Consider the following 23142-nt stretch of genomic DNA (forward strand, 5'->3'; position numbering starts at 1 on the left):
GTACAGTAATTGGGCATTAAAGAGTGTTACATTGGGCATCTATTTGGCATTTCGTGACAGACTCAGACTGGAGCCGCTGCGGTGATCTGGACCTCGGAGGACGTGGCGCGTGACCAGGTGCGCCGGCAGGCGGCGGGCATGGCCGTGCGGCAGGTGCAGCGGGCGGTGGAGGAGGCGGTGGTGCGGGTGCGCGAGACCCGCGAGGAACTGCGCTCCCGCACGGCGGCGGCGGTCGGAGAGTTTGCACCGAACCCCGGGGAACTGGCCGACCGATGGGCAGCCCTGCTCACTGAATGGCGGCGGGTCGCCGCCCACCTCGCCGCCACTGGGGCCGACGTCTACAACGCCGCTCTGGACGAGACCGGCAGCACGTGGGCGTGGGAGCGGGAGGAGCGGCACGCCAGGGTGCTGCGGGAGCGTGCAGCGTGGGCGGAGCGGCAGCGGGAGAAGGGCGACGAGCTGCATGCCGAGCTCTGGCTGGGCGCGGCGGCCGGGCGGCGGGTCCGTGCCGTGGCGGCGCGGGCCGGGCTGACCCCGAACGAGGTCTTGGTCCAGCTGGCCGAGCGGGTGAGCGTCGATGATGGCGGGGCGGTGTCCGTCGCCCCGTTCACCCCGGGCGGCACAGCCGTGACGAGTGAGGAGCGATGAACGTGCAGCAGGCGGCGCAGGCAGAGCGGCGGGGAATCACGCTGTGGCCGCATCAGGTCGAGGCCGTAGACGCGATCGTGCGGGGGCTGTCCCTGCCCATGGACGGGGCGCTGCCCATGGCCGGGTTGCGCGGGCAGGTCCACATGGCCACCGGCACCGGCAAGACGGTCACCGCGGCGATGGCCGCGCTCAAGCTGTGCCCGAACGGGGTGATCGGCGTCCTGGTCCCGACGCTGGACCTGCTGACGCAGACGGTCGAGGCATGGCGCCGGGCCGGGCACACCGGCCCCGCCGTCGCCGTGTGCTCCCTCGGAGCCGACCCGCTGCTGGAAGCCCTCGGAGTGCGGTGCACCACCAACCCGACCCAACTCGCCCTGTGGGCAGGCTCAGGGCCGATGCTGGTCTTCGCGACCTACGCGAGCCTCGCCGGACAGGGCCTCGCCGACGACCAGGACCAGGACGACGATGACGAGTCCCTGGGCGTGCTGGAGACGGCACTGCGCGGCTCCTACGGGCAACGCATGGCGCCCTTCGACCTGGTGGTCATCGACGAAGCGCACAGGACGTCGGGCGACCGCACGAAAGCCTGGGCGGCCATCCACGACCAGGCGCGCTTCCCCGCCGCCCGCCGCCTGTACATGACGGCGACCCCGCGCCTGTGGGCAGCCGGACCCGCCACGGCGGACGAGGGCGGCGGTGAGGCGCTGGGCGGCCGGCTGGTGGCCTCGATGGACGACACCACCCTGTATGGACCGGTCCTGCACGAGACCGGCCTGATGGAGGCGGTGGAGCGGGGCATCCTCGCCCGGTTCGAGATCGACGTACTGGAGATCCGCGACCCCGCACCGCTCGCCGACGACGCCTCACCGGAGGAGCGGCGGGGCCGCCGGCTCGCCGCGCTCCAGGCCGCGCTGCTCAAGCACGCGGATGAGACCGGCGTCCGCAGCTACATGACGTTCCACTCGCGGACCTTGGACGCCATGGCGTTCAGCCGGGCGATGCCGGAGACCGCCGCCCGCCTCCACGCGGCCGGCCCCGCCGCTTACCCGGCCCGGGTCGGCTCCGACTGGCTGTCCGGGGAACACCCCGCCACCCACCGGCGGGATGTGCTCGGCCGGTACGCGGACGGGCTCGACGCGGAGGGGTGGGTGTGCGAGCTCTCGTTCCTCGCGTCCTGCCGAGTCCTCGGGGAAGGGGTCGACATCCGCGGCGAGCGCGGTGTCGGCGCGGTCGTCTTCGCCGACACCCGCTCGTCACCGGTGGAGATCGTGCAGATCATCGGGCGGGCCCTGCGGCAGGAGCCCGGCGACGGCAAGGTCTCCCGCATCCTGGTGCCGGTGTTCCTGGAGCCCGGGGAGGACCCCGGCGACATGATGGCGTCCTCCAGCTACCGGGGGCTTGTAGGGATCCTCCAGGGCCTGCGGGCACACGATGACCGGGTCATCGAGCGCATGGCGCTGCCCACCACGACCGCTCGCGGGCAGATCACCTCCGTGCTCGCCCTCGACCCGCAGCAGCCCCCGGCCGACCAGGACGAGGACCAGGGCGACGGGCACGAGAGCACGGCGGCCGGCCACGACGACGACCAGGACGCCCACGAGCACCAGGGCGACGAGGAGACCGACGACCAGGACCAGGACCAGGACCAGGGCGAGGAGGAGGGCGAGGACGAGGGCCAAGCGGGCGAGGGCGAGGGCGAGGAGGAGGCCGACGCGGCACCGGGCATCGCGGGCACCGGGGTGCCGCTGCTGCGGTTCTCCCTCCCCCGCGACCCGCAGGCCGTCGCCCTGTTCCTGCGCACCCGCGTCCTGCGGCCGGACTCCGAGATCTGGCTCACCGGGTACAACGCCCTGCGCGGCTGGGTCCGCGAGCACGGGCACGCGCAGGTCCCCAGCGAAACCGGCGTCGAGCTGGGCGGCGACGGCGCCACCTACGGGCTCGGCACCTGGGTCAGCGAACAGCGCCGCAGCTTCAAGGCCGGGAAGCTCAAGCCCTGGCGGGTGGACCTGCTCAACGAGGTGGGCATGGTCTGGTCCGTCTCGGACGCCGGGTTCTGGAAGAACCTCAGCGCCGCCCGCGACTACCACGCCGTACACGGCAGCCTGGCCTGCCCGAGGGACACGCAGTGGGACGGAGTCCCCGTCGGCCAGTGGCTCTCCAATCTGCGCCGCCCCGGCGGGCTGGGCACCGACCCCGTACGCGCCGACGAACGCCGCCGCGCGCTGGAGGCAATCGATCCGGAGTGGAACCCCGGGTGGCCGGTCGACTGGCAGCGCCACTACGCCGCCACCCGCCACCTCCTCGCCGAAGAACACAGCGGCATCGAGCTGCTGCCCGGCGTCACCGTCAACGGGGTCGACATCGGCACCTGGACCACCCGCCAGACCGACCCCGCCGTCTGGAACACCCTCAACGACGAACAGCAGAAGCGGCTGGAGGGTCTCGGACTCACTCCCCGGACCGACACCGCTCCAGCCGCCACAACGACGGCTGGGAAGGGCACGGCGTTCGAGCGGGGTATCACCGCGCTCACCCAGTACGCAGCGCGGGAGGGCCGTGTCGTCGTGCCCCGAGCCCACGTTGAGGAGACGCCCCGCGGACCCATCCGGCTGGGCAACTGGATCAGCAACACCCGCAGTAGGCGGAACAAGCTGAGCACCGGGCAGCGCGAGCAGCTCGCCGCGCTCGGCATCGACTGGGCAGCCGGATGACCGCCCGGGCTCTCGCCGTGGCGCTGGCGGCCGGGTACCTCCTCGGCCGCTGGCGCCCCTGGCAACGGCTCGGGAACTGGGCCGCCGACCGCACCAACTCCCCATCCGAGCAGGAGGGCACCCCGTGACCACCGACGGCAAGGCCGAGGAGATCCGCACGACAGTCGCCGGGCGGGCCCGGCAACGGGCCTGGCGCGAGGCGGAAAGAGCGATCAGCGCCGTGCTGGCCGATCCGGAAGTCCAGCGGCTCCAGGCCCTGATCGAGCAGGAGGAGGTCGCGGCCGGCCGCGACCTCCGCGACGAACTCCAGCCATTCCAGGACCGGTACGACCACGCCGTACAGACCGGCGACGTGGCCGCGCTCGCCGTGCTCTGCCCGGGGAAACACGGGCGGTGGGGCCGGATCTGCGTACAGAGCGCCGGCCACGAGACCCGCACCTCGCACTGGGGCATCACCCCCGACGGGCCGGTGGCCTGGATCGGCTCCGCCCCCGACGACGACTGAACGGCCCGGTGCCGGTGGCAGGGCCGCCACCGGTACCAGGGGAACGAGCCGTACTCCAGGGACCCGGGCCTGTCCCGCACACCCATACGGCGCGGTCTGCCACCGACCCTATCGAGCACAGCCAGGGCTCCTTCGGCGGGCTACGTCACGCCGAAGGAGCCACGGCCAGCCGGCCAGCCCCCGTCGGCGCGGGAGGACATGCCGACGGGTCTTCAGGTCTCCCGGAACGCAGCGCTCAAACCCCCGCCCCTGCCCTCCCGGCCGGGGCGTCGCAAGGCTTTCGCGAACTTCCCCGAAAACCGGCGGTTTTCCCTTGCAGCCCGATCGTCATACCAGCAGGCCGCGGGGACCATAATCGGGGGATGACGTCCCCCGCCTTCCAGGACAGCGGCCCCGGGTCCCTGCCAGTGATCACACCGCGCGGCGAGTTCGACTACCAGACAGTGCCGCTCCTGCAGACTCAGATCGACGCTGCGGTGGCGACCCACAAGGGCCTGATCCTGGATGCATCGGACATCACCTTCACCGATTCAATGTTTCTCACGATGCTCCTGGCAACCCATCAGCGCAGCGTTCTGCGCATCGTGAACCCCTCCCCCCGCCTCGCCCGTCTCCTCAGCATCTACGGCGTGGACCAAGTCCTCCACATCTACCCCACCCTCCACGCGGCCCACGCCGCCTGAAGGCCCGCCAGAGATCCCGGCCTCCTGACAACGAAGCCGGACCCGGGGGCGGCCCCGGTTACAGAGCGGCTGCCGGGGGCCCGCCCGTTGTTGTAGTCCTGGCCCCGCGGCCTGGGGCCAGCACTACGGCAGGGCCCCCTGCTCACACACCAGCACAGCCACCTCGCGGAGCTTGACGTTCTTGTTCTGCGAGTAGGCACGCAGCCGGTTGAACGCCTCGTTCTCGGGGACGCGGTGACGGGCCATGAGGATGCCCATCGCCTGCCCGATCTGGTGACGGGTGGCGACGGCTTGTTCCATCTGGGCGTGGGTGCGGGCGGCGGACAGGGCGACGGCGGCGTGGGAGGCCAGCAGCACACCGGCCCGCTCGCTCTCCTCGCTGAACGCTCCGGGGCTGCGGGAGTAGAAGTTCAGCGCGCCGAAGTCCTCGTCGTCGGTGTACAGCAGGAAACCCATCATGCTGCCCGCCCCCAGCCCCCTGGCTTCGGGCACGAAGTCCGGCCACCGCGGCTCCACCTCGGTGAGGTCGGCGATCCGGAAGACCCGCTCCCCCGTCGAGCGGCGGGCGGCGTCGAAGCACGGGCCCTGCCCCAGCTTGCGCTGGAGCTGGTCCAGTTCCTCCGCCAGGGGATCCGTGGGCGCCAGCGAGTGGGATTCCGCCCCGCTCAGAACGAGGATCCCCGCTAAATCGCACCCCGCGACCAGCTCGGTCGCCGAACCCGTGATCCGCCCCAGCGTCGCGTCCACCGAAGGCTGCTCCAGCAGATCATGCGCCATGACACCTATCCGCTCCGCGAACCGCTGCCAGTCCATACCCTTCACTCCTCTGCGTCGGCCCCCGCACCAAGACGCCTTCCCAGGGCCCCTACGGGCACGCAGCATCTCGGCGAGAACGGCTTCCGCGCGCACGCCGCACCGGCCTCCCGCACAGACCGCCCCGTACAGCCCAGCCATCACCCGGCAGCCGGCCCACCCCGACCGGGACCAGCAGCCACCTGCCCCCGGGCTCACGACCGGTTGAGCACCCGGTCCGGGCGGCACACCCCGCAGCCCTGGACCCCTTCGGCCAGCTCGCCCCGCGCCCTCCGCGCTGAGCGTCTGCATCACGCCCCCGGCGGAGCAGTCACCCCGGTGGATCTCAGCGACGGGCGCCCCGATGCCGGAGGAAGAGATGCCCCCGTCACGCGTCGACGGACGGCGCGGTCAGGCGGGCCGGACGGCGGCCGGGGGCCGCAGCGGGCAGAAACCGCACCAGGGCCGCGAGTGCCCAGCAGTGAGCCTCCGTCAACTTGAAAGAACAGGTTGAAGGGCTGGTGTGACTGACTCTCGGGGTGCTCGTGCTGGGCGTCGGCGACAGTCTGCGCAGTAGGTCGTTTGCCAGAGCCGGACGGTTCGCTGATTCCTGCTCGCTGGGGTCAGGCGCCTTCTACCATCCGATGCATGGACCCAAGCTGCTGGAACGGATCACCGCGCGGCGTGCGGAGCTGGACGCACGTGAGGAACTGGCGGAAGTGCGGGACGAGCGGGACGAGCTCGCCGTCGCGGAGCGGGTTGTTGAGCAGGTGAGCGAACAGCTCGCCAACGAACGCGCCGCAGCTGCGCTGCGCCCGGGCAGGTGGGCGGGCGAGCGGTGATGCTGATCCCGCACCGCGCGCCGGACATGCGGGAGGATTTGCTCCCGCCGGCCTACCAGCGCATCCTGGCCACCGTGCGGCAGGCGGCCGGACCGGTCATGGCTCGGCAGGTCGGCGACGCCTGGGAATCGATGTCAGTGTGCGGTCCAAGCTGGAGCCGCTGCGCGGGAAGCTGGTCAGACTCGTCGACCGCTGGCTGCGCAAACTGCCCGACGGCCCGTGGACCACCCGCTTGTGATCTGCTCCGCCGGTAGGGACTTCGCGGCGCGGGCGTAACTGCGCTGCCCCCGGTGGCTGTTGGAATTGCGTGACGAAAGCCAAGAAGCATGCTGAGGACATCGGCCTGCTTGTCTACCAGTGCCGCCTACCGCTGCCCACGCGCACCGTCAACCACCTCGCCGATCTGCTGCGAGGTCACCTGAAAGTGATCCGGTCCAGGTGGCGGATCCTGCCGCCTGGCAAGATCGCGGTGATCGTCCTGGCTGTGCTGCGCCGTGACCGACGCCGGGCTGACATGGCCGACGGCAACAACGTGTCCGAGTCCACTGTGCGGCGCTGGCGCGACGAGCTGATCGCCTGTTCGCCGTGCAGGCACCGCGCCTAGACCACACCTGGAGAAGGCCGCTGGGCAGGGTGAGAAAGTGGTCTTGATCGACAGCGCCCTCATTGCCGCCCAGCGCCGCACCGGGAAGGCCGACCGACGCGACTACTGAGGCAAGCGCCACTGGCACGGCCTGCACTTCCTCGCCCTGACCGACAAGCGGGGTCAGCTGATCTGGATATCCGCCGCCCGGCACGGCGGCACCCACGACAGCACCGCCGCCCGGGACGATCACGTCCTGGCCCACTTGCGTGCCGCCGGCCTCAGGGCCTTGGCGGACTTGGGCTTTCGCGGGCTGGACATCGGCGTACTCGAACCCGTGATCGTCACCGGCTACCACGCCACCCGCACCCACAAGCTCACCGTCGGCCAGAAGACCGCAAGCCGCGTCCTCGTCGTTGGACGCGCCCCGGTCGAGCACGGCTTCGCCCACCTCAATAGCTGACGGAGCCTGACCAAGCCCGCACCGATCCCGCCCGCGCTAGCCACCTACTGTGCGCCCTCCTCGTCCTGACGAATCTCGAAGTCAACCGCTGACGGACTTCAGGCTGTCGTCGGCAGCCCGTCCTCGGAGCTGGTGGTGTGTCGGGGCGGGTTCAGGATCCGTCGACGGTACACGGCACTGCGGTGGGCGGCGGGGGGTGGATCCGGTCGCGTACATGGTCCGGCTCACGGGCGGCTTTGTGTCAGGGCGCGCCGCGGCCCGGGTACGCGGGGTGCGTGCCCGGGCCGTGCGGGGACCGGTTCCCTGGGGTGAGGCCGGTGCCGGTCAGGCGGTGAGGGTCTGGTGGAGGGCGTCGAGGCCGTCGGCGTAGATGCCGGTGAACAGGTCGACGACCTCCTGCTCGGTGGCGCCGTCAGGGTTGAAGCGTCCCGACCACTGGACCTCGGTGGCGTTCTCCTGTTCGCGGACGGTGTGGACGCGGATGGTGGAGACGTAACCGTTGACGGGGAAGGGGGCCTGGAGGATGGCGTAGCTGTAGTGGCGTTCGGTCTCGTTGAAGTCGACGAGGCGTTCGATGATGACCTCGCCGTCGCTGTTCTTCAGTCGGCGGACTCGGCCGCCTTCGAGCGGGGTGCTCTCGGGGATGTAGGGGAGCCAGTCGGGCAGGGCGTCGAAGCCTCCGATGAGGCTCCAGACCTTGTCGGGGGAGGCGGGGACGATGCGGCTGACGGATGTCGAGGCCATGGCGTTTCTCCGGATGGTGTTACTGGCGTGGGGGTTTGGGAGTGGGGGTTCGGGTGAGGGTGCTGGTCAGGCGCCGTGGGGCAGCGGGGCGGCCGGGCTGACCAGGCCCGCGGCGCGCAGGTCCGTCCAGAACGCGGCCGGGATGTCCTCGCTCAGGGCGGCGGTGTCCTCGGCAATGCGGCTGGGACGGGTCGCGCCGGGGATGACGGCTGCGGTCACGGGGTGAGCCAGGGAGAACTGGAGGGCAGCGGCCTTGATGGAGATGCCGTGCTGGTCGGTGAGGGCCTTGATGCGCTTGACCTTCTCGATGATCTCCGGCGGGGCCTGCTGGTACTCGAAGTTTGTGCCGCCGGCGAGGATGCCGGAGCTGTAGGGGCCGCCGACGACCATGTCGACGTTCTGATCCTGGGCCAGTGGCAGCAGGCGCTGGAGGGCGTGGGAGTGGTCGAGGAGGGTGTAGCGGCCGGCGAGGAGAAAGCCGTCGGGCTTGGGCTCGTCCAGGGCGAGGGTCATCTCGATGGGCTCGGTCTTGTTGACGCCCAGGCCCCAGGCCCGGATGACGCCCTCGTCGCGCAGGCGGGACAGGACGCGGAAGGCGCCGGTGCGGGCCTCCTCGAACTTGTTGACCCAGGCGTCGCCGTGGAAGTCCTGGGCGATGTCGTGGACCCAGACGATGTCCAGGCGGTCGACGCCCATGCGGCGCAGGGTGCCCTCGATGGAGCGCTCGGTGGCGTCGGCGGTCCACTCGTGGAGGACCTTGTTGGCGTTGCCGTGCTCGAACAGGCCGCCCTTCTCGCCGAAGTCGGGGACGTCGGTCTCGATCTCGTCGAGGATGACCCGGCCGACCTTGCTGGACAGCACGTAGGAGTCGCGGGGCTTGGCCGACAGGACCTGACCCAGGCGCTCCTCGGCGAGGCCGGCGCCGTAGAAGGGGGCGGTGTCGTAGTAGCGGATGCCCTGGTCCCAGGCGGCTTCGACGGTGGCGCGGGCGTCCTCGTCGGGGATCGCGCGGAACATGTTGCCGAGCGGGGCGGTGCCGAAGCCGAGACGGCCGGGAAGGATGTTCTTCAGAGACATGGATGGTGCCTTTTCGATCGATGCCTCGGTATGAGATGAGGCGTGGAAGATCAGATGCCCCCGGTGCGGCGGCCCGCCTGAACGAGGGCCGGGGCACGGGGCGGGGGTCACCCGACTGGGCGGTGCAGGCGGTCCCGCATTTACTTGTGCTAGCGCCTTACATGCTAAGACAATAATTGCAGACGCGGGCTAATGCAAGTAAGGGCTACCACTCGCCCGCCAGGGAACAATCGTGGGGACCAGGCCGCCGTACGCGCCGAGTGCCCGGTCCGTGGTCGCCGAAGCCTGCTCCGACGCCACATAAGTGATCATGCTGGCCACCTCATGACGCCGGATCAGCCACTTGAGCAGAGACGCGGCCGCGCGGTTCTCCGCCAGATAGCGCCGCTCCTGCTCCGCCGGGTCGAGCCCGGGATGCAGTTCGTCGAACATGGCCAGCACCCTGCCGCTCACCGTCGGCCCGGGCAGCACGCAGTTCACCGTGACCCCACTACCGGCCAGCTCCCGGGCCATCCCTCGCGACACGGCGAGCTGCGCCGTCTTGGCCATCCCGTAATGGACCATGCCCGTCGAGGGCTGGACACCCGCCTCACTGCTGACGAAGATCACCCGGCCCCACCCGCGCCCCGCCATCCGGGGCGCGTAATGGCGCGCCAGACGCACGCCGCAGAGCACGTTCACCTCGAAGAACCGTAGTCACTCCCCGTGGAGGATCTCGAAGACAGGCCGGGGGCCGAACACGCCGGTGTTGTTGACCAAGACATCGACGTCGGGCACCTGCCGGACCAGCTCGGCCACTCCTCCCGCCGTCCCGACGTCTGCCGCGCCGCCGCGCGCTCCGAGCCGCTCCACCGCCTGGGCGACCCGGTCGGCGTCGCGGCCGTTGACCACCACGTCGGCCCCGGCATCGGCCAGCGCCTGAGCCGTCGGCCCGGTGACCAGTTCGGCACGCCCACTGATATAGATGCGCATCGAGCGAGCACCTCCCAGAAGTGACGCGGCCCGCCGGGCAGCGGGCCGCGTCCGGTCGCCATCTCAGCCCTCCCGGCGCGGGGAAGCCGCCCGCCTCGCACCGTCAAGCGCTGCCAGCATCGAATCCTCCGGGGTAAACCAGGGCAGACAAGACTCTTCGGCGAAATGGCAGGGCTCGCACCTCGCAACTTCCAGCCATCGACCGCCATTTTACTTGCATACGCCGGATACAGGAGTAAGCGGGTAATTTCGTTCAGGGCTTATCCTGGATTTCAGTCTCATCCGGAAGGAGACCGGACCCATGACCGCCACGGATCCCGCGTTGACCGCCCTCGCCAACGGATGGGCAGCCCTCTCCCTGCTGCACGGCAGGATCGAGGCGCACATCGAGCGTGCCCTGCAAGCCAGGCACGATCTGAGCGTGCGGGAGTTCTCGCTGCTCGACGTACTCAGCCGCCAGCACGACAGTGAGGGAGGGCATCTGCAGATGAAGCAGGTCGCCGACGCGGTCGTCCTCAGCCAGAGCGCCACCACCCGCCTGGTCGCCCGCCTGGAGGGCCGTGGCCTGCTCTCCCGCTACCTGTGCCCGACCGACCGCCGCGGCATCTACACCGACGTCACCGAAACCGGCCTGAAGCTCCTGGATGAAGCCCGGCCCACCAACGACACCGCCCTCAGACAGGCTCTCGACGAAGCTGCCGTCAACCCCGACCTCGCCCCCCTGGTCGCAGCAGTCAAGGCGATGCCCTCCGGCATCCCTCTCCCCTTCCGGCACAGTGAGAAGCCTTCGCCCGGGTCTTCCACCAGCCCCTGCTGAAAGGGGAGGACGCGAGGGGCCGTTGATCGACACGGCCTCTCAGTCCTCCCCCTGCTCCCGTGTCAGATCGCTGACCGAGACCGGGTCCCGTCAAGCAATCCCCCGCCAGACCTCCGCCCACGACAAGCGTGAGTGTTCCGAGAACCAGTCACACCAGCCCCTTGACCTGCGGCTTCAAGTTCGTGGGGGCTCAGTGGCTGTGTTCACGAGTATGGACGGCAGTTGTTCATCGTCTCGGGAGGCGGTTGGATCGGGCGGGGTCGATGTTCACGAGAACGGGAGGCACCTGATCCGGAGCCTGTTCCGGGTGCCGGATAGAGAGTGCCGAGGGGGACGTCGTGGAGTGGTCGATGGGATTGCTCGGGCTCACCGCCGGGCTCCTGATATCCGTCGTCACGGCGCCCGTGGGCGTCTCCGGAGCGGTCTTCCTGCTGCCCGTCCAGGTCAGTGTGCTGGGTGTGCCGAGCCCGGCCGTGACACCCACGAACCTGCTTTACAACGTCGTGGCCGGCCCCGGCGCCCTCCTGCGCTACTGGAGGGCCGGACGGCTGGCCGGGCCGCTGACCCGGCTGCTGATCGCGGGCACTGTGCCTGGCGTCATCGTCGGCGCCGTGATCCGCGTCTTCGCCGTTCCCGGCCCGCAGGTCTTCCGCCTCCTCATCGCGGTGCTGCTGCTGCCGCTCGGGGTGTGGCTGTGGCTGCGGACCGTACGCCCGACCCCGCCCCGGGCCAGGGACCTGCCGTCGGCCCGCGCGACGACGGCGCTGGCCCTGGCCGTCGGCGTGGCCGGAGGCATCTACGGAATCGGGGGTGGCTCGCTTCTCGGCCCGATACTCGTCGGCAGGGGAGCACCGGTCGCCACCGTCGCGCCCGCCGCCCTGGCGTCCACCTTCGTTACTTCCGTCGTCGGCGCCGCCACGTACGCGCTGCTTTCCCTGGCGGCTTCTGGCGAGGTCGCCCCCGACTGGCTGCTGGGCCTGTCCTGCGGTGCCGGCGGCCTCCTCGGTGGATACCTGGGCGCGCACCTCCAGCCGCACCTGCCCGAGACAGCCCTCCGGCTCCTGCTCGGAACCCTCGCCGCTGGCATCGGCGCCCTCTATGCAGTCCAGATCCTTCACTGACCGTGCGGTGTCCAGCCGTGCCGAAGGACCGCGCGCTGTCGAGACTCGTGAACATTCCGGTCCCGACGTCAGCCCTTGGCGCGTCGAAGTGCTGTCCGTTCTCGAGTTCTGGCCCAGCTTCTGTGGTTGTCGGGTCAGGTGCTTGCCCGCTCGGGTGCGCGTGACGCACTGAGCTGCCGATTCCCCTCGCTTCAGGTTGGCCGTTCCAGGCGACCACGCCAGGTCACAGAAGTTGAGCCAGAGCCCGTTCTCGCGGACAGAGCCAGGCTGCCGGAGCCTGCTCCGGTGGTGCCGCGCCGCTGCCGGACTGCAGGGGCCGGGGCAGTCTCGTCCTGGAGGACCGCCGCGTCGACCATGTGCGGCTCGTCTTGTGAGGGCTACTGCCATGCGCCCGCCGACGACGCCTACCAGCCGTGCGGGGATGCGAGGCGGGAGCAGTGCTTTGCGTGCCGGTGCTGCACGGTGTGCGTAAAGTGCCACTGCGGCGAGTAGGCGCCGCGCCCCGGGCGGCCGGCTCCGCGGCGTGCCCGTGCTCTTGGTCGTGCTCGCCGGGCGGCTGCGCCTGAGGTGCCGTCACTGATACCGGGGGCCTGGTGCCGGTGACAGGGCCGCCACCGGCACCAGGGGCCCGAGCCGTACTCCGGGGGCACGGGCCTGTCCCGCACACCCATACGGCGCGGTCCGCCCCCGACCCTATCCACACGTATGGACACTCCAAGGGGCCCCGGACCGCGTATCGGTCCGGGGCCCCTTGGAGTGTCCGCTGGAACTCCCGTGAGAGTGCGCTGCCAGCCAGTACGGCCGACCTGGGTTCGGGTGGCTAGCTTCCGCTGATGGCGTTCAGCAGGGCCTCTTCGACGTGGTCGGCGGCGTTGCGGTGCCCGGCCGCGTTGGGGTGGACGAAGGACAGCTGGTCGGGAAGGGTGATGAAGCCTTCGACCCACTTGTTCTCATCGCAGACGCTGTGCGCCCGGGACGAGGTGTAGAGGTCGACGAAGCCGGCCGTCTCCTGCGTGGTGGTCGACCTCTCGATGGTCTTGTTCAGGGGCTCCAGGACGCTGGTCCGCAGCCACGCCAGGTCGCCCCGAGTGATGTTGCCGAACTGCGTCACGTCGCCGTAGGTGCACTTCGTGGTGTCGTTGGGGACGATCGTGGGGTAGCCGACGGCCCGGATCTTGGCCTTCGGGGCACGCTCGTGGAGCACGGCGAGCATCCGGTCGTACTCGGTGCTCACCTTGTTCAGCCGGGCCCGAACACCGGAGCCCAGGGCATCCTTGCAGGGGGTGCCCTCGCCGTCGCTCCCACCGCCGAGTTCCTGGCACCGGGTGAGGATCTCCGCGAAGCCGAAGGTGTTCCCGCCGACGCCGACCGTGATCACATCTGTGTCGGCGTCCACGGCCTGCGACTGCGGGGGAACGGCGGGGAAGGGGTAGTCCGGGTCCTGCGAAATCGGTGGCAGGTTGCGGCCGATCGGCTCCTGGGCAGCGTCGGTGACGTTCGCGATGGTGGCGGCACCGCAACTGATGTTGGTCAGGTCGAACAGGCCGCCCAGATCACGGTCGATGACCTGGGGGTAGGACCGGTCGGTACGCTCGCAGCCGTCACGCGGTACCTCGAAGACGTCACCCGCAGCCTGGATCACCCCGGCCGTGTACGAATCCCCCAGAGCCACCCACTGGTACTCCGCAGCGGCGGAAGCGGACGAGGCACCGGCGAGCTGGACGGGAACGGCAACCCCAGCGGTCAGAGCAACAGCAGAGCCGAGCAAAGCGAAACGGGTACAGAAGCGAGCCACAGCAACTCCAGAGTCAGGTGGAACAAAGCCACATCGACCATATACACAGAGTAACTGAATGCGCGGGATGGATTACTTAAAGTAGCCTTTCGAGGAGGGTGAAGATCACAGAAACCGGTTGAGCACCCGGTCCGGGCGGCACACGCCGCACGCCTGAACCCCGTCGGCCAGCTCCGCACGCGCCCGCTCAGCACTGAGCGACTGCATCGCCCCCCTGCGAAGCAGTCGCCCCGGTGGACCTCAGCAACGGGCGCCCCGATACCGGCGGAGGAGATACCCCAGTCGGGCGTCCGCTCACGGCGCGGCGCAGCGGCCCGCGCGGTGACCGGAGGCCGCAGTGCCCGCCAGGGCTGTGCTGGGCGCTCGGTCGCCGCGATCTCCTCCCGGACCCGCTTCAATGAGAGGGCCAGCCAGGTCTCCAGGGTCCGGAGACGGTCCACGTCGGGCGGCAGATCGCCCATGCCGATCAGCCCCTTCCCGTCAGCCGGCTCACGCCGCGTCCGACCGCCGCTGCCCGCCGGCCAGCCGCCGCAGCTCCACCCGGGCCGCAGGGCTCCACCCGTCCGGGGTCGACCAGAACGGATGCCACTCGATCCGGACCGACAGGGCCAGCAGGCGGCGGCGCAGCTCGGTGACACCGCGCGGTCGCGGCACGGCGAGCGCACGATAGGCGGCGTGCCAGTCCCGCTGGGCTCGGACAAGGTCGTCGGGGAAGGGGAAGGACTCCATCCCCCTATTAGAACTTCTGTTCGAATTTTGATGCCAGCCCGAGCGTTCACCGGGCCCCAGCTGTCGGTCTGCTGTCGTACGGAAGGTTGATCGGTCTCACGAGAGTTTGATTGGCTGGGTGGCTGTGCTGCCGCGACCGCGTAGACAACGGTAGGGCTCACGAGCAGTGGTTCTGCGCGTGCCACGACTGGCGTGCATGGTGGAAGAGGAGCTCGATTCCCTCGCCCTCTGGCTGCACCTAGCCGGGGGCGCTCTACCGGAAGGCTGTGAGCTGCGTGAAGGCGCTCGTCTACCAGGGTCCGCACGATGTCGCAGTCCTCGACGTGCCCGACGCGAGGATCGAACGTCCCACGGACGTGATCGTTAAGGTCACGTCGACCAACATCTGCGGGTCCGACCTGCACATGTTCGAAGGGCGCACGACGATGGAGACCGGGCGGACGCTCGGTCACGAGAACCTCGGTGAGGTTGTTGAGGTCGGTGACGGGGTGGACCGGGTGAAGGCCGGCGACCGGGTCTGCCTTCCGTTCAACGTCGGCTGCGGATTTTGTGCCAACTGCGAGCGGGGGTTCACCGGCTTCTGCCTCTCGGTCGACTCCGATACCCCTGGCGGGGCCTACGGCTTCGCGGAAATGGGCACGTACGCCGGCGGTCAGGCGGAGTATCTGCGGGTGCCGTGGGCCGACTTCAACTGCCTGGTCCTGCCCGAGGACGCAGTGGAGAAGGAGAACGACTACGTGATGCTGGCGGACATCTTCCCCACCGGCTATCACGCCACCGAACTGGCGGCCGTATCACCCGGCGAATCCGTCGTCGTCTACGGAGGCGGTCCAGTGGGGCTGATGGCCGCGTACTCGGCGAACCTGCGCGGGGCGAGCCAGGTCCTGGTCGTGGACCGCCAGAGCGACCGCCTGCGGCTGGCCGAGGAAGCCGGCGCCACCGCGGTCGACGACTCCCAGGGAGACCACGTCGAGCAGATACTTGAACTCACCGGCGGCGGGGCCGACAAGGGCTGTGAATGCGTCGGCTACCAGGCTCACGACCCGCAGGGCCAAGAGCGCCCGGAAGCGACCATGAACGACCTCGTCGCCTCCGTGAAGGCGACCGGCGCAATCGGCGTCGTCGGCGTCTTCCTTCCGCAGGACGATGGAGCCCCGACCGAACTGACCCGGCAGGGCAAACTCCCCTTCGACTTCGGCCAGTTCTGGTTCAAGGGACAACGCATCGGAACCGGGCAGGCCAACGTGAAAGCGTACAACCGCCGTCTCGGTGACCTCATCCACCGCGGCAAGGCGGAACCGTCCTTCATCGTGTCGCACGAACTGCCGCTGTCCGAGGCAGCCGACGCCTACCGCCACTTTGACAACCGCGACCCCGGCTGGACCAAGGTGGTCCTCAAGCCCTGAACTCCCCCAGACCCGCGCCACGGCCCCCACCAGGCGTTCCCGCACCCCGCCTGTTGACGATCGACCCTCAATTCGAAAGGCGAACCTGCCGATCACCGAGGTTCAGAAGCACGCTCGGATTTCGGCGCGGCAGGACGCTTCAGAACCGCCTCAGCCCTGGTTGGTGTCGCGGGCCGGGGACTGAGTGACCGCAGGAGGGGGGTGGGGGGAGAAGAGTGGGTCGTCAGTAACTGAGCGCCAGGGGCTTCACCGCTTTCACCGCCTCGACCACGATGCCAGCTCCGGGTTCGCGGCGGCCTGGTCGAACGCTCCCCCGGAGGGCGGCGTCGCTCGCCGGCCGGCCTCCCCAACGAGCTTCAGGCCGGCTTCAGTGACGTCGGTGTAGACGCCGCGGCGGTCGGTCGGAAGTTCGCGGCTGGGTAGCGCCGCTCCTGCTCGACGGGACCGAGACCGGGGCAGCTCGTCGAGCACGGCCAGTAAGGCGTCACTCATGGTCGGTCCGGGCAACACGCAGGTCACCGTGACCCGGCGCCGGCGACCTCCTGCGCCATGCCGCGCGACCCAGCCAGCTGCGCCGTCTTGGACATCCCGTAATGGATCCAGTCAGACGGCGCCTGAACGCCGGCTCCACTGCTGACGAAGATCACGCGGCCCCACCCGCGCCCTATCACCCGCGGCGCGTAGTGACGGGCCAGGCGCACGTCAGAGAGCACGTTGACCTCGAAGATCCGCAGCCAGCCCTCGTCGGGGATGCCTCGATCACCTCGGAGGCGTGCGGGGCCTGCCTGGCATCCTTCATGAACAGCTCCGCCGCACCTAATTCAGGCACGGCCGCCGGGCAGCAGCCAGTTGGCCGTGCGCAGCCCGGTCCTGAAGAGGTGACGGGGGTGAAGGCGGCCTCGGTGATGACGATGGCGGCGACGGGGGAAGCGAGATCGAGGGCGGTCTGCACGGTCCAGTGTGTGATGCCCTTCTGCTTCGCGTCGTCCTGGAGGATGACGAAATGCAGGCCACGCTCTCGCGGCGCTGAGTGTCAGTGAAGTTGGCGTTGTCACCGTCGATCATCCTGTCCGCCTGCCTCCAGCGGCGGGGCGGACTTCTCGATGGCTCCGGGGGGGGGTGGCCTCACCGTCCTTAGCCATGATCAACAGCGGACATTCCAGCGCGACCACGCACTCCTGCAAGTGTGCCGGGACAAACCGCAATCGCGGCCGAAGTCCTTGATCAGGGACTTCGGCGCCCCGAAGTCCGGTTGTGCACGGCGACCATGAAGCCGTTCCAGGCTGGTTCGGACCATGACCGAGCGGCCCGTCAGAGCTGCACCCCAGAAAGGAAGTATGCACCGTGCGTATACATGACGTGTATACGCACGGTGTAGAGTCCTCGAGTATGCCTATCGCTTACACCCTCCTAGGGCTCCTGGAGTCCGGCCCCCGACACGGCTATGACCTGAAGCGGGCCTTCGACGAGAAGTTCGGTCACGACCGGCCGCTCCACTACGGCCAGGTCTATTCGACGATGTCCCGGCTGCTGAAGAACGGCCTCGTTGAGGTCGACGGGATAGAGACGGGCGGAGGCCCCGAGCGCAAGCGTTACGCGATCACCGAGGAGGGCGTCACCGACGTCGAACGGTGGCTCGCCACACCGGAGAAGCCCGACCTCTACCTACAGTCGACGCTCTACACAAAGGTCGTCCTCGCCCTCCTGACGCACCGCGACGCGGCCGAGATCCTCGACACCCAGCGCTCCGAGCACCTGCGCATGATGCGCACCCTCACCCACCGCAAACTGAAGGGCGATCTCGCAGACCAGCTGATCTGCGACCACGCTCTCTTCCATCTCGAAGCAGACCTGCGATGGCTCGAGCTCACCGCCGCGCGCCTCGGCAAGCTCGCCGAGGCGGTGACCCGGTGACCCCCGCAGGCTCCCTGCTCGTGGCCCACGACCTGCGGAAGGCGTACGGCCCCACCAACGCCCTCGACGGCGCTGGCTTCTCCATCCACCCGGGCGAGGTCGTCGCCGTGATGGGCCCCTCGGGCTCCGGCAAGTCGACCCTCCTGCACTGCCTCGCCGGCATCGCGACGCCCGACTCGGGCTCGATCACCTACGGTGGCCGGGAGATGGCGGCCATGAACGAGTCCCAGCGCAGCGCGCTGCGGCGCTCGGAATTCGGGTTCGTTTTCCAGTTCGGCCAGTTGGTGCCCGAGCTGACCTGTATCGAGAACGTGGCTCTGCCGCTGCGGCTGAACGGCGTCCGGCGCAAGGAGGCAGAGGGCACCGCCCTGGCCTGGATGGAGCGCCTGGAGGTCGACCTCCTGGCGGGCAAGCGGCCCGGCGAGGTCTCCGGCGGGGAGGGCCAGCGCGTCGCCGTGGCCCGCTCCCTGGTCACAAGCCCGCGGGTGCTGTTCGCGGACGAGCCCACAGGCGCACTCGACTCGCTCAACGGCGAGCGCGTGATGGAACTGCTCACGGACGCCGCCCGGTCCACCAACGCGGCCGTCGTCCTCGTCACGCATGAAACCCGGGTGGCCGCGTACTCCGACCGCGAGATCCACGTGCGGGACGGAAAGTCCCAAACCATGGAGCGCGTCATATGAGCATCCCCGCATCGCCCACGGCCGCCCCGCCCGAGGATCCCCCGGAGCTGTGCGCCGGGGAGGGGCCCGGTGACAAGGCGTCCAAGCTCCGGCAGTGGCCCGAAAACCTGGCCATGGGCCTCAAGTTCGCGTTCAGCGGCGGCCGCGAGGGCTGGATACGTGTCCTGCTCACCGGTGTCGGCGTGGGGCTCGGGGTGGCGCTGCTGCTGCTCACCGCCGCCATCCCGAACGCGATGCAGGCGCGGGAGGACCGCGAGTACGCGCGCATGGACTTTGCGATAGGCGACGCCGAGCCGGCCAAGCCCGGCAACACGGTGCTCGTCGCGCACGTCGACACCGAGTTTCGCGACCGGGAAGTACGCGGCCGCCAGCTGGAGCCCGAGGGCCTGCGGGCACCGCTGCCGCCGGGGATCGACAAGTTCCCCGCGCCCGGCGAGATGTTCGTGTCCCCCGCGCTGAAAAGACTGCTGGAGTCCAAGGACGCCGGACTGTTGCGCGAACGGATCCCCTACCGCATCACCGGCAGCATCGGTGAGAGCGGTCTGATCGGCTCGGCCGAACTCGCCTACTACACGGGCGGCCAGAGCCTGGCCGAGTTCGTCGACGATTCCGCCATCTCACGCATCGACACCTTCCAGGCGACGAAGGGGCCCTCCCAGGAGACGGACCCGGTCCTTCTCCTGCTCGTCCTCCTCGTCTTCGTGGTGCTGCTCATGCCGGTCGGCATCTTCATCGCCACGGGCGTGCGCTTCGGCGGCGAACGACGCGACCGCAGGCTCGCCGCGCTCAGACTCGTCGGCGCCGACAGCCGGATGACCCGCCGGATCGCCGCGGGCGAGGCACTCGGCGGCGCCTTCCTCGGGCTGGCCTTCGGCATCGGATTCTTCCTGATCGGCCGCCAGATCGCCGGCTCGGTCGAGCTCTTCGGGATCAGCGTCTTCCCGAGCTACCTCGACCCGGCGCCCGTGCTCGCCCTCCTGATCACCGTCGCCGTCCCTGCGGCCGCGGTCGCGGTGACGCTGCTGGCCCTGCGCGGAGTGGTCATCGAGCCGCTCGGCGTGGTGCGCACGGCCAAGCCGGCACGACGCCGACTGTGGTGGCGGCTGCTGCTGCCGCTGGGCGGTCTCGGCCTGCTCACCCCGATGATCGGCCAGGGCAACGGCAACGGCACGTTCAACGAGTACATGGTCGCCGGCGGTGTCACCCTGCTCCTCGTCGGTGTCACCGCGCTGCTGCCGTGGGTCGTGGAGAACGTCGTGGCCCGCCTGAACTCGGGCCCGGTCTCCTGGCAGCTGGCCGTGCGCAGGCTCCAGCTGAGCAGCGGCACCGCGGCCCGCCTGGTCAACGGCATCGCGGTGGCGGTGGCCGGAGCCATCGCTCTGCAGATGCTGTTCTCCGGCGTCCAGGACGACTTCACGGAGCCCACCGCCCAGGACGTCTCGCGCGCCCGGGTAGAAGTCTCCCTACCGGCTCCCGTCTCCCTCGCGGACGCACAGCGCAAGCTCGCCGGCACCCCTGGAGTGCGCCGCGCCGTCGCGGTGTCCACCACCGTGATCGGTATGAGCCGGAAGAACCCCGAGTCGTCCGTGGGACTCACCGTCGGCGACTGCGCCGCCCTGCGCGAGCTCGCGAAACTGCTCTCATGCCGCGAGGGAGACGCGTTCACCCTCCACGGCTCCTGGCCCGACGGGGAGACCGTGAAGCTCGCCGAACCCGGCCGGAAACTCTTCGTCAACCCGACCTTCGAAGGCTCCGGAAAGGGTACAGAGGCGGCATGGACGGTACCGCAGGACATCAAGAAGGCCGTCCCGTACAAGGACCCGACGGGCTGGGAACGGAACGGCTTCCTGATGACCACGAAGGCGCTGCCCACCTCGGTCGCCTCCGACATCAGCGGAATCATCTACGCCGGACTCGACCCATCGGTCCCGGAGGCGCTCGAGATGGTGCGCAACACCGTCGCGGAGATCCACCCCCTCGCGATCCCCACGATGCACGCGCCGAACGAACGGTCGCAAAACTACGACACCATCCGCACCGGCCTGTTCGTCGGCGCGGCCTGCGTCCTCGCACTGATCGGAGCGAGCCTGCTGGTCTCCCAACTGGAGCAACTGCGCGAACGGAGGAAACTGCTGTCGGCGCTGGTCGCCATCGGCACCCGGCGCCGCACACTAGGCCTCTCGGTGCTCTGGCAGACCGCGATCCCCGTCGCCCTGGGCCTGGCCCTGGCCCTGGTCGTGGGCCTCACTCTGGGCGGCGTCCTTCAGAAGATGACGGACACCGCGATCCGGGTGGACTGGACGAGCGTGCTGGCCATGACGGCCATCGGCGCAGCAGCAGTCCTGGCCGTGACAGCTCTCAGCATCCCTCCGCTGCTCCGCCTGATGCGCCCGGACGGCCTACGCACGGAGTAGCCCGAGCCGGGGGCTCGGAGAACGGCGGCTCACCTCCGCTCAGGCGGAGGCCACAGAGGAGTACGCCTGCGGTGAGGAACGAAGCCGGATCGAGCCCCCTTCCGGGGTCACCGTGAAGGGTGTCGACATCGGCACCCGGGACACCCGGCAGACCGGCCCCGACGGCTGGGGCGCGTCGCTGCCCAAGCGGAGCGAACGTCTGGAGAGCCGCCGGGCTCGGACGTCCGGACGCCCCTCCCGGCCGTCGTGGCGACCGGGAGGGGCGTCCGGACGTCCGAGCGGGTGTCAACGCGCTCCGGGCGGTCACCTCCGCAGGGCGATAGACCTGACCGGCGGAGGGCTGGACAATGCCGCGCAGACGTCGCTTTGTTGCCCGGTGCCCCCAGGTCGGGACCGGCTGACCGGGTGCCCGTCCTGATGATCCGGGACCCGGCGCGAGCACCCGCGCCGCCGCCGGGTGACAGACCGGTTGGGTCACTTCTGCGTGAGCATGCAGGTGCGCAGCTTCGTAAGCGTGCGGCTGATCCTTAAGATCTCCGAGTAGGACCGCGTTGCAGCGCGGGCCGAGGAGGTACGCCCATGCTCAGCGTAGTCACCGACGACGGCTCCACACAGTCTGGCTCCCTGACTGACGAGATCGTGCGGGAAGGTGCCCGCCGGATGCCGGCCGCCGCGCTGGGAGCGGAAGTCAACCAGTACATAGCCGAGTTGTCGGCTGAGACCGACGAGTACGGCCAACGTCTCGTGGTCCGCAAGCCAAGGACCGTGGTCAGCGTGGGGTGCCACTGCGGCGAGTAGGCGCCGCGCTCCGGGCGGCCGGCTCCGCGGTGTGCCCGTGCTTCTGGTCGTGCTCGCCGGGCGGCTGCGCCTGAGGTGCCGTCACTGATACCGGGGGCCTGGTGCCGGTGGCAGGGCCGCCACCGGCACCAGGGGCCCGGGCCGTACTCCGGGGGCACGGGCCTGTCCCGCACACCCATACGGCGCGGTCCGCCCCTGAGCCTATCGAGCAAAGCCGTGGCTCCTTCGGCGCGGGAGGACATGCCGACGGGTCTTCAGGTCTCTCGGAACGCAGCGCTCAAACCCCGGGCCCCTGCCCTCCCGGCCGGGGCGTCGCAAGGCTTTCGCGAACCTCCCCGAAAACCGGCCGTTTTCCCTTGCGGCCCGACCGTCATACCAGCAGGCCGCAGGGACCATAATCGGGGGATGACGTCCCCCGCCTTCCAGGACAGCGGCCCCGGGTCCCTGCCGGTGATCACACCTCGCGGCGAGTTCGACTACCGGACAGTGCCGCTCCTGCAGACTCAGATCGACGCTGCGGTGGCGACCCACAAGGGCCTGATCCTGGACGCATCGGACATCACCTTCACCGATTCGATGTTCCTCACGATGCTCCTGGCAACCCATCAGCGCAGCGTTCTGCGCATCGTGAACCCCTCCCCCCGCCTCGCCCGTCTCCTCAGCATCTACGGCGTGGACCAAGTCCTCCACATCTACCCCACCCTCCACGCGGCCCGCGCCGCCTGAAGGCCCGCCAGAGACCCCGGCCCCTTGACAACGAAGCCGGACCAGCTGCTGCCGAAGGACGACAGACGACTTCAGCTGCGCCGGGGGGAAGCAATAGGCCGCAGGGCCACGCCGGCGCTGAAGCCGCGGCGGTCCCGGCGAGCAGTCGGGGCCGCCAACGCTCGTAGGACGCCTTCCCCTTCAGGCTGCGCGAGGTGGGGTCACCGGGCGTTGCGGTGGTGTTGGGCGTTGATGCGTCGGGCTTCTTCGAGCTGGTCTTGGAGGATGACGATGCGGCAGGCGGCCTCGATGGGGGTGCCCTGGTCGACGAGTTCGCGGGCGCGGGCGGCAATGCGCAGCTGGTAGCGGGAGTAGCGGCGGTGGCCGCCCTCCGAGCGGAGGGGGGTGATGAGTCGTGCTTCGCCGAGGGCGCGGAGGAAACCGGGTGTGGTGTTGAGTATTTCCGCGGCCCGGCCCACGGTGTAGGCGGGGTAGTCGTCGTCGTCGAGTCGCCCGAAGGAGTCGTTTGCTGTCACTGGCACCTCTCTGTAGAACACGCTGGAGGGGCCCTGGTGCCATATGGCACCAGGGCCCCGAAGGAACTGCTACACCATCGGCCGGCCATGATCGGCTGTGCCGGCCTTCTGTTTCCGCATGCCCGCCCCGGGAGAGGCCGAGGGCTGCGGGGATCGCGGTTGCTTGACCGGAGACCACCTCACTATCGATGTCCTGCGGTACCC

The 23142-nt window shown here is 69.8% G+C and carries 23 protein-coding genes and 2 pseudogenes; 16 read left to right on the top strand and 9 right to left on the bottom strand.

Features of this window, described 5'->3' with window-relative positions:
- Positions 1–81: 81 nt before the first annotated feature.
- From DTB53_RS07750 to DTB53_RS07765, 5 genes are all read left to right on the top strand, one after another.
- Positions 82–648: a hypothetical protein gene (locus DTB53_RS07750; RefSeq protein WP_236586286.1), complete on the top strand. Its 567-nt coding sequence runs from the start codon at positions 82–84 to the stop codon at positions 646–648.
- Positions 645–3359, top strand: coding sequence for a DEAD/DEAH box helicase (locus DTB53_RS07755; protein ID WP_069456074.1), 2715 nt, complete (start codon positions 645–647; stop codon positions 3357–3359). Before DTB53_RS07750 ends, DTB53_RS07755 begins: the two co-directional genes overlap by 4 nt.
- Positions 3356–3487 carry a hypothetical protein gene (locus DTB53_RS37285; RefSeq protein WP_256090755.1) on the top strand — a complete coding sequence of 44 codons (132 nt, stop codon included), beginning with the start codon at positions 3356–3358 and terminating at the stop codon, positions 3485–3487. Before DTB53_RS07755 ends, DTB53_RS37285 begins: the two co-directional genes overlap by 4 nt.
- Positions 3484–3864, top strand: a complete 381-nt coding sequence (locus DTB53_RS07760) for a hypothetical protein (protein WP_236586287.1) — start codon at positions 3484–3486, stop codon at positions 3862–3864. Before DTB53_RS37285 ends, DTB53_RS07760 begins: the two co-directional genes overlap by 4 nt.
- Before the next feature lie 362 nt (positions 3865–4226).
- Positions 4227–4547 (top strand): STAS domain-containing protein, encoded by a 321-nt coding sequence (locus DTB53_RS07765; protein ID WP_079147529.1) that lies wholly within the window; start codon positions 4227–4229, stop codon positions 4545–4547.
- A 123-nt stretch (positions 4548–4670) separates the two neighbouring features.
- Here the strand turns inward: DTB53_RS07765 and DTB53_RS07770 are convergent, their stop codons facing one another.
- Positions 4671–5360, bottom strand: a complete 690-nt coding sequence (locus tag DTB53_RS07770; RefSeq protein ID WP_069456075.1) for a GAF and ANTAR domain-containing protein — start codon at positions 5358–5360, stop codon at positions 4671–4673.
- A 623-nt stretch (positions 5361–5983) separates the two neighbouring features.
- Here DTB53_RS07770 and DTB53_RS37290 point away from each other — a divergent pair.
- The 3 genes from DTB53_RS37290 (at position 5984) to DTB53_RS37300 (ending at position 7227) form a co-directional block, all read left to right on the top strand.
- A complete protein-coding gene (locus DTB53_RS37290) occupies positions 5984–6181 on the top strand; it encodes a hypothetical protein (protein ID WP_075025152.1) in 198 nt (65 codons plus the stop codon).
- Between the two features lie 307 nt (positions 6182–6488).
- Positions 6489–6785, top strand: a complete 297-nt coding sequence (locus tag DTB53_RS37295; protein WP_069456076.1) for a hypothetical protein — start codon at positions 6489–6491, stop codon at positions 6783–6785.
- A gap of 169 nt (positions 6786–6954) precedes the next feature.
- Positions 6955–7227, top strand: coding sequence for a transposase family protein (locus DTB53_RS37300; RefSeq protein WP_236586288.1), 273 nt, complete (start codon positions 6955–6957; stop codon positions 7225–7227).
- Positions 7228–7551: 324 nt separating this feature from the next.
- On the opposite strand, the gene DTB53_RS07795 is transcribed toward DTB53_RS37300, so the two are convergent.
- The 3 genes and pseudogenes from DTB53_RS07795 to DTB53_RS07805 all read right to left on the bottom strand — a co-directional run bounded on the left by DTB53_RS07795 (position 7552) and on the right by DTB53_RS07805 (position 10020).
- Complete coding sequence (locus tag DTB53_RS07795; protein ID WP_069631185.1) at positions 7552–7971, bottom strand: SRPBCC family protein; 420 nt, start codon at positions 7969–7971, stop codon at positions 7552–7554.
- A gap of 66 nt (positions 7972–8037) precedes the next feature.
- Complete coding sequence (locus DTB53_RS07800; protein ID WP_069456209.1) at positions 8038–9048, bottom strand: aldo/keto reductase; 1011 nt, start codon at positions 9046–9048, stop codon at positions 8038–8040.
- 189 nt (positions 9049–9237) lie between these two features.
- A pseudogene (locus tag DTB53_RS07805) lies at positions 9238–10020 on the bottom strand (SDR family NAD(P)-dependent oxidoreductase).
- A gap of 301 nt (positions 10021–10321) precedes the next feature.
- Between DTB53_RS07805 and DTB53_RS07810 the strand changes: the two are divergent.
- Positions 10322–10837 carry a MarR family winged helix-turn-helix transcriptional regulator gene (locus tag DTB53_RS07810; protein WP_069456210.1) on the top strand — a complete coding sequence of 172 codons (516 nt, stop codon included), beginning with the start codon at positions 10322–10324 and terminating at the stop codon, positions 10835–10837.
- Between the two features lie 338 nt (positions 10838–11175).
- A complete protein-coding gene (locus tag DTB53_RS07815; RefSeq protein ID WP_069456211.1) occupies positions 11176–11958 on the top strand; it encodes a sulfite exporter TauE/SafE family protein in 783 nt (260 codons plus the stop codon).
- Positions 11959–12778: 820 nt separating this feature from the next.
- Here DTB53_RS07815 and DTB53_RS07820 read toward each other — a convergent pair.
- The 3 genes from DTB53_RS07820 to DTB53_RS07830 all read right to left on the bottom strand — a co-directional run bounded on the left by DTB53_RS07820 (position 12779) and on the right by DTB53_RS07830 (position 14482).
- Positions 12779–13630 (bottom strand): SGNH/GDSL hydrolase family protein, encoded by an 852-nt coding sequence (locus DTB53_RS07820; protein ID WP_236586273.1) that lies wholly within the window; start codon positions 13628–13630, stop codon positions 12779–12781.
- A gap of 228 nt (positions 13631–13858) precedes the next feature.
- Positions 13859–13960 (bottom strand): DUF6233 domain-containing protein, encoded by a 102-nt coding sequence (locus tag DTB53_RS37950; RefSeq protein ID WP_219207110.1) that lies wholly within the window; start codon positions 13958–13960, stop codon positions 13859–13861.
- Positions 13961–14242: 282 nt separating this feature from the next.
- Complete coding sequence (locus DTB53_RS07830; protein ID WP_069455861.1) at positions 14243–14482, bottom strand: DUF8825 domain-containing protein; 240 nt, start codon at positions 14480–14482, stop codon at positions 14243–14245.
- A gap of 275 nt (positions 14483–14757) precedes the next feature.
- On the opposite strand from DTB53_RS07830, the gene DTB53_RS07835 reads away from it, so the two are divergent.
- A complete protein-coding gene (locus DTB53_RS07835; protein ID WP_069455864.1) occupies positions 14758–15888 on the top strand; it encodes a glutathione-independent formaldehyde dehydrogenase in 1131 nt (376 codons plus the stop codon).
- A 515-nt stretch (positions 15889–16403) separates the two neighbouring features.
- On the opposite strand, the gene DTB53_RS37305 is transcribed toward DTB53_RS07835, so the two are convergent.
- Positions 16404–16709, bottom strand: coding sequence for an SDR family NAD(P)-dependent oxidoreductase (locus DTB53_RS37305; protein ID WP_308017996.1), 306 nt, complete (start codon positions 16707–16709; stop codon positions 16404–16406).
- A gap of 568 nt (positions 16710–17277) precedes the next feature.
- On the opposite strand from DTB53_RS37305, the gene DTB53_RS07850 reads away from it, so the two are divergent.
- The 5 genes and pseudogenes from DTB53_RS07850 (at position 17278) to DTB53_RS07870 (ending at position 22423) form a co-directional block, all read left to right on the top strand.
- Complete coding sequence (locus tag DTB53_RS07850; RefSeq protein ID WP_069455862.1) at positions 17278–17802, top strand: PadR family transcriptional regulator; 525 nt, start codon at positions 17278–17280, stop codon at positions 17800–17802.
- Positions 17745–18485, top strand: coding sequence for an ABC transporter ATP-binding protein (locus tag DTB53_RS07855; RefSeq protein ID WP_069455863.1), 741 nt, complete (start codon positions 17745–17747; stop codon positions 18483–18485). Before DTB53_RS07850 ends, DTB53_RS07855 begins: the two co-directional genes overlap by 58 nt.
- 113 nt (positions 18486–18598) lie before the next feature.
- Positions 18599–20899 carry an ABC transporter permease gene (locus DTB53_RS07860; RefSeq protein ID WP_069455865.1) on the top strand — a complete coding sequence of 767 codons (2301 nt, stop codon included), beginning with the start codon at positions 18599–18601 and terminating at the stop codon, positions 20897–20899.
- Positions 20900–21478: 579 nt separating this feature from the next.
- Positions 21479–21673 (top strand): annotated as a pseudogene (locus tag DTB53_RS07865) (IS256 family transposase); the annotation flags it as partial.
- Positions 21674–22102: 429 nt separating this feature from the next.
- Complete coding sequence (locus tag DTB53_RS07870; RefSeq protein ID WP_079147528.1) at positions 22103–22423, top strand: STAS domain-containing protein; 321 nt, start codon at positions 22103–22105, stop codon at positions 22421–22423.
- 200 nt (positions 22424–22623) lie between these two features.
- Here the strand turns inward: DTB53_RS07870 and DTB53_RS07875 are convergent, their stop codons facing one another.
- The gene (locus tag DTB53_RS07875) at positions 22624–22938 is read right to left on the bottom strand and encodes a helix-turn-helix domain-containing protein (protein ID WP_069456231.1); all 315 of its coding nucleotides are present in this window, start codon (positions 22936–22938) and stop codon (positions 22624–22626) included.
- Between the last annotated feature and the right edge of the window lie 204 nt (positions 22939–23142).

This window comes from Streptomyces griseus (genome assembly GCF_900460065.1).
In the GTDB taxonomy this organism is placed as follows: Bacteria; Actinomycetota; Actinomycetes; order Streptomycetales; family Streptomycetaceae; genus Streptomyces; species Streptomyces griseus.

Bases quoted from the DNA above. Each gene is read 5' to 3' on its own strand.
- DTB53_RS07755 (WP_069456074.1), top strand. From the start codon at position 645: ATGAACGTGCAGCAGGCGGCGCAGGCAGAGCGGCGGGGAATCACGCTG.
- DTB53_RS37285 (WP_256090755.1), top strand. From the start codon at position 3,356: ATGACCGCCCGGGCTCTCGCCGTGGCGCTGGCGGCCGGGTACCTCCTC.
- DTB53_RS07765 (WP_079147529.1), top strand. From the start codon at position 4,227: ATGACGTCCCCCGCCTTCCAGGACAGCGGCCCCGGGTCCCTGCCAGTG.
- DTB53_RS07770 (WP_069456075.1), bottom strand. From the start codon at position 5,360: ATGGACTGGCAGCGGTTCGCGGAGCGGATAGGTGTCATGGCGCATGAT.
- DTB53_RS37290 (WP_075025152.1), top strand. From the start codon at position 5,984: ATGCATGGACCCAAGCTGCTGGAACGGATCACCGCGCGGCGTGCGGAG.
- DTB53_RS07795 (WP_069631185.1), bottom strand. From the start codon at position 7,971: ATGGCCTCGACATCCGTCAGCCGCATCGTCCCCGCCTCCCCCGACAAG.
- DTB53_RS07800 (WP_069456209.1), bottom strand. From the start codon at position 9,048: ATGTCTCTGAAGAACATCCTTCCCGGCCGTCTCGGCTTCGGCACCGCC.
- DTB53_RS07810 (WP_069456210.1), top strand. From the start codon at position 10,322: ATGACCGCCACGGATCCCGCGTTGACCGCCCTCGCCAACGGATGGGCA.
- DTB53_RS37950 (WP_219207110.1), bottom strand. From the start codon at position 13,960: ATGCAGTCGCTCAGTGCTGAGCGGGCGCGTGCGGAGCTGGCCGACGGG.
- DTB53_RS07830 (WP_069455861.1), bottom strand. From the start codon at position 14,482: ATGGAGTCCTTCCCCTTCCCCGACGACCTTGTCCGAGCCCAGCGGGAC.
- DTB53_RS07850 (WP_069455862.1), top strand. From the start codon at position 17,278: ATGCCTATCGCTTACACCCTCCTAGGGCTCCTGGAGTCCGGCCCCCGA.
- DTB53_RS07855 (WP_069455863.1), top strand. From the start codon at position 17,745: ATGGCTCGAGCTCACCGCCGCGCGCCTCGGCAAGCTCGCCGAGGCGGT.
- DTB53_RS07860 (WP_069455865.1), top strand. From the start codon at position 18,599: ATGGGCCTCAAGTTCGCGTTCAGCGGCGGCCGCGAGGGCTGGATACGT.
- DTB53_RS07870 (WP_079147528.1), top strand. From the start codon at position 22,103: ATGACGTCCCCCGCCTTCCAGGACAGCGGCCCCGGGTCCCTGCCGGTG.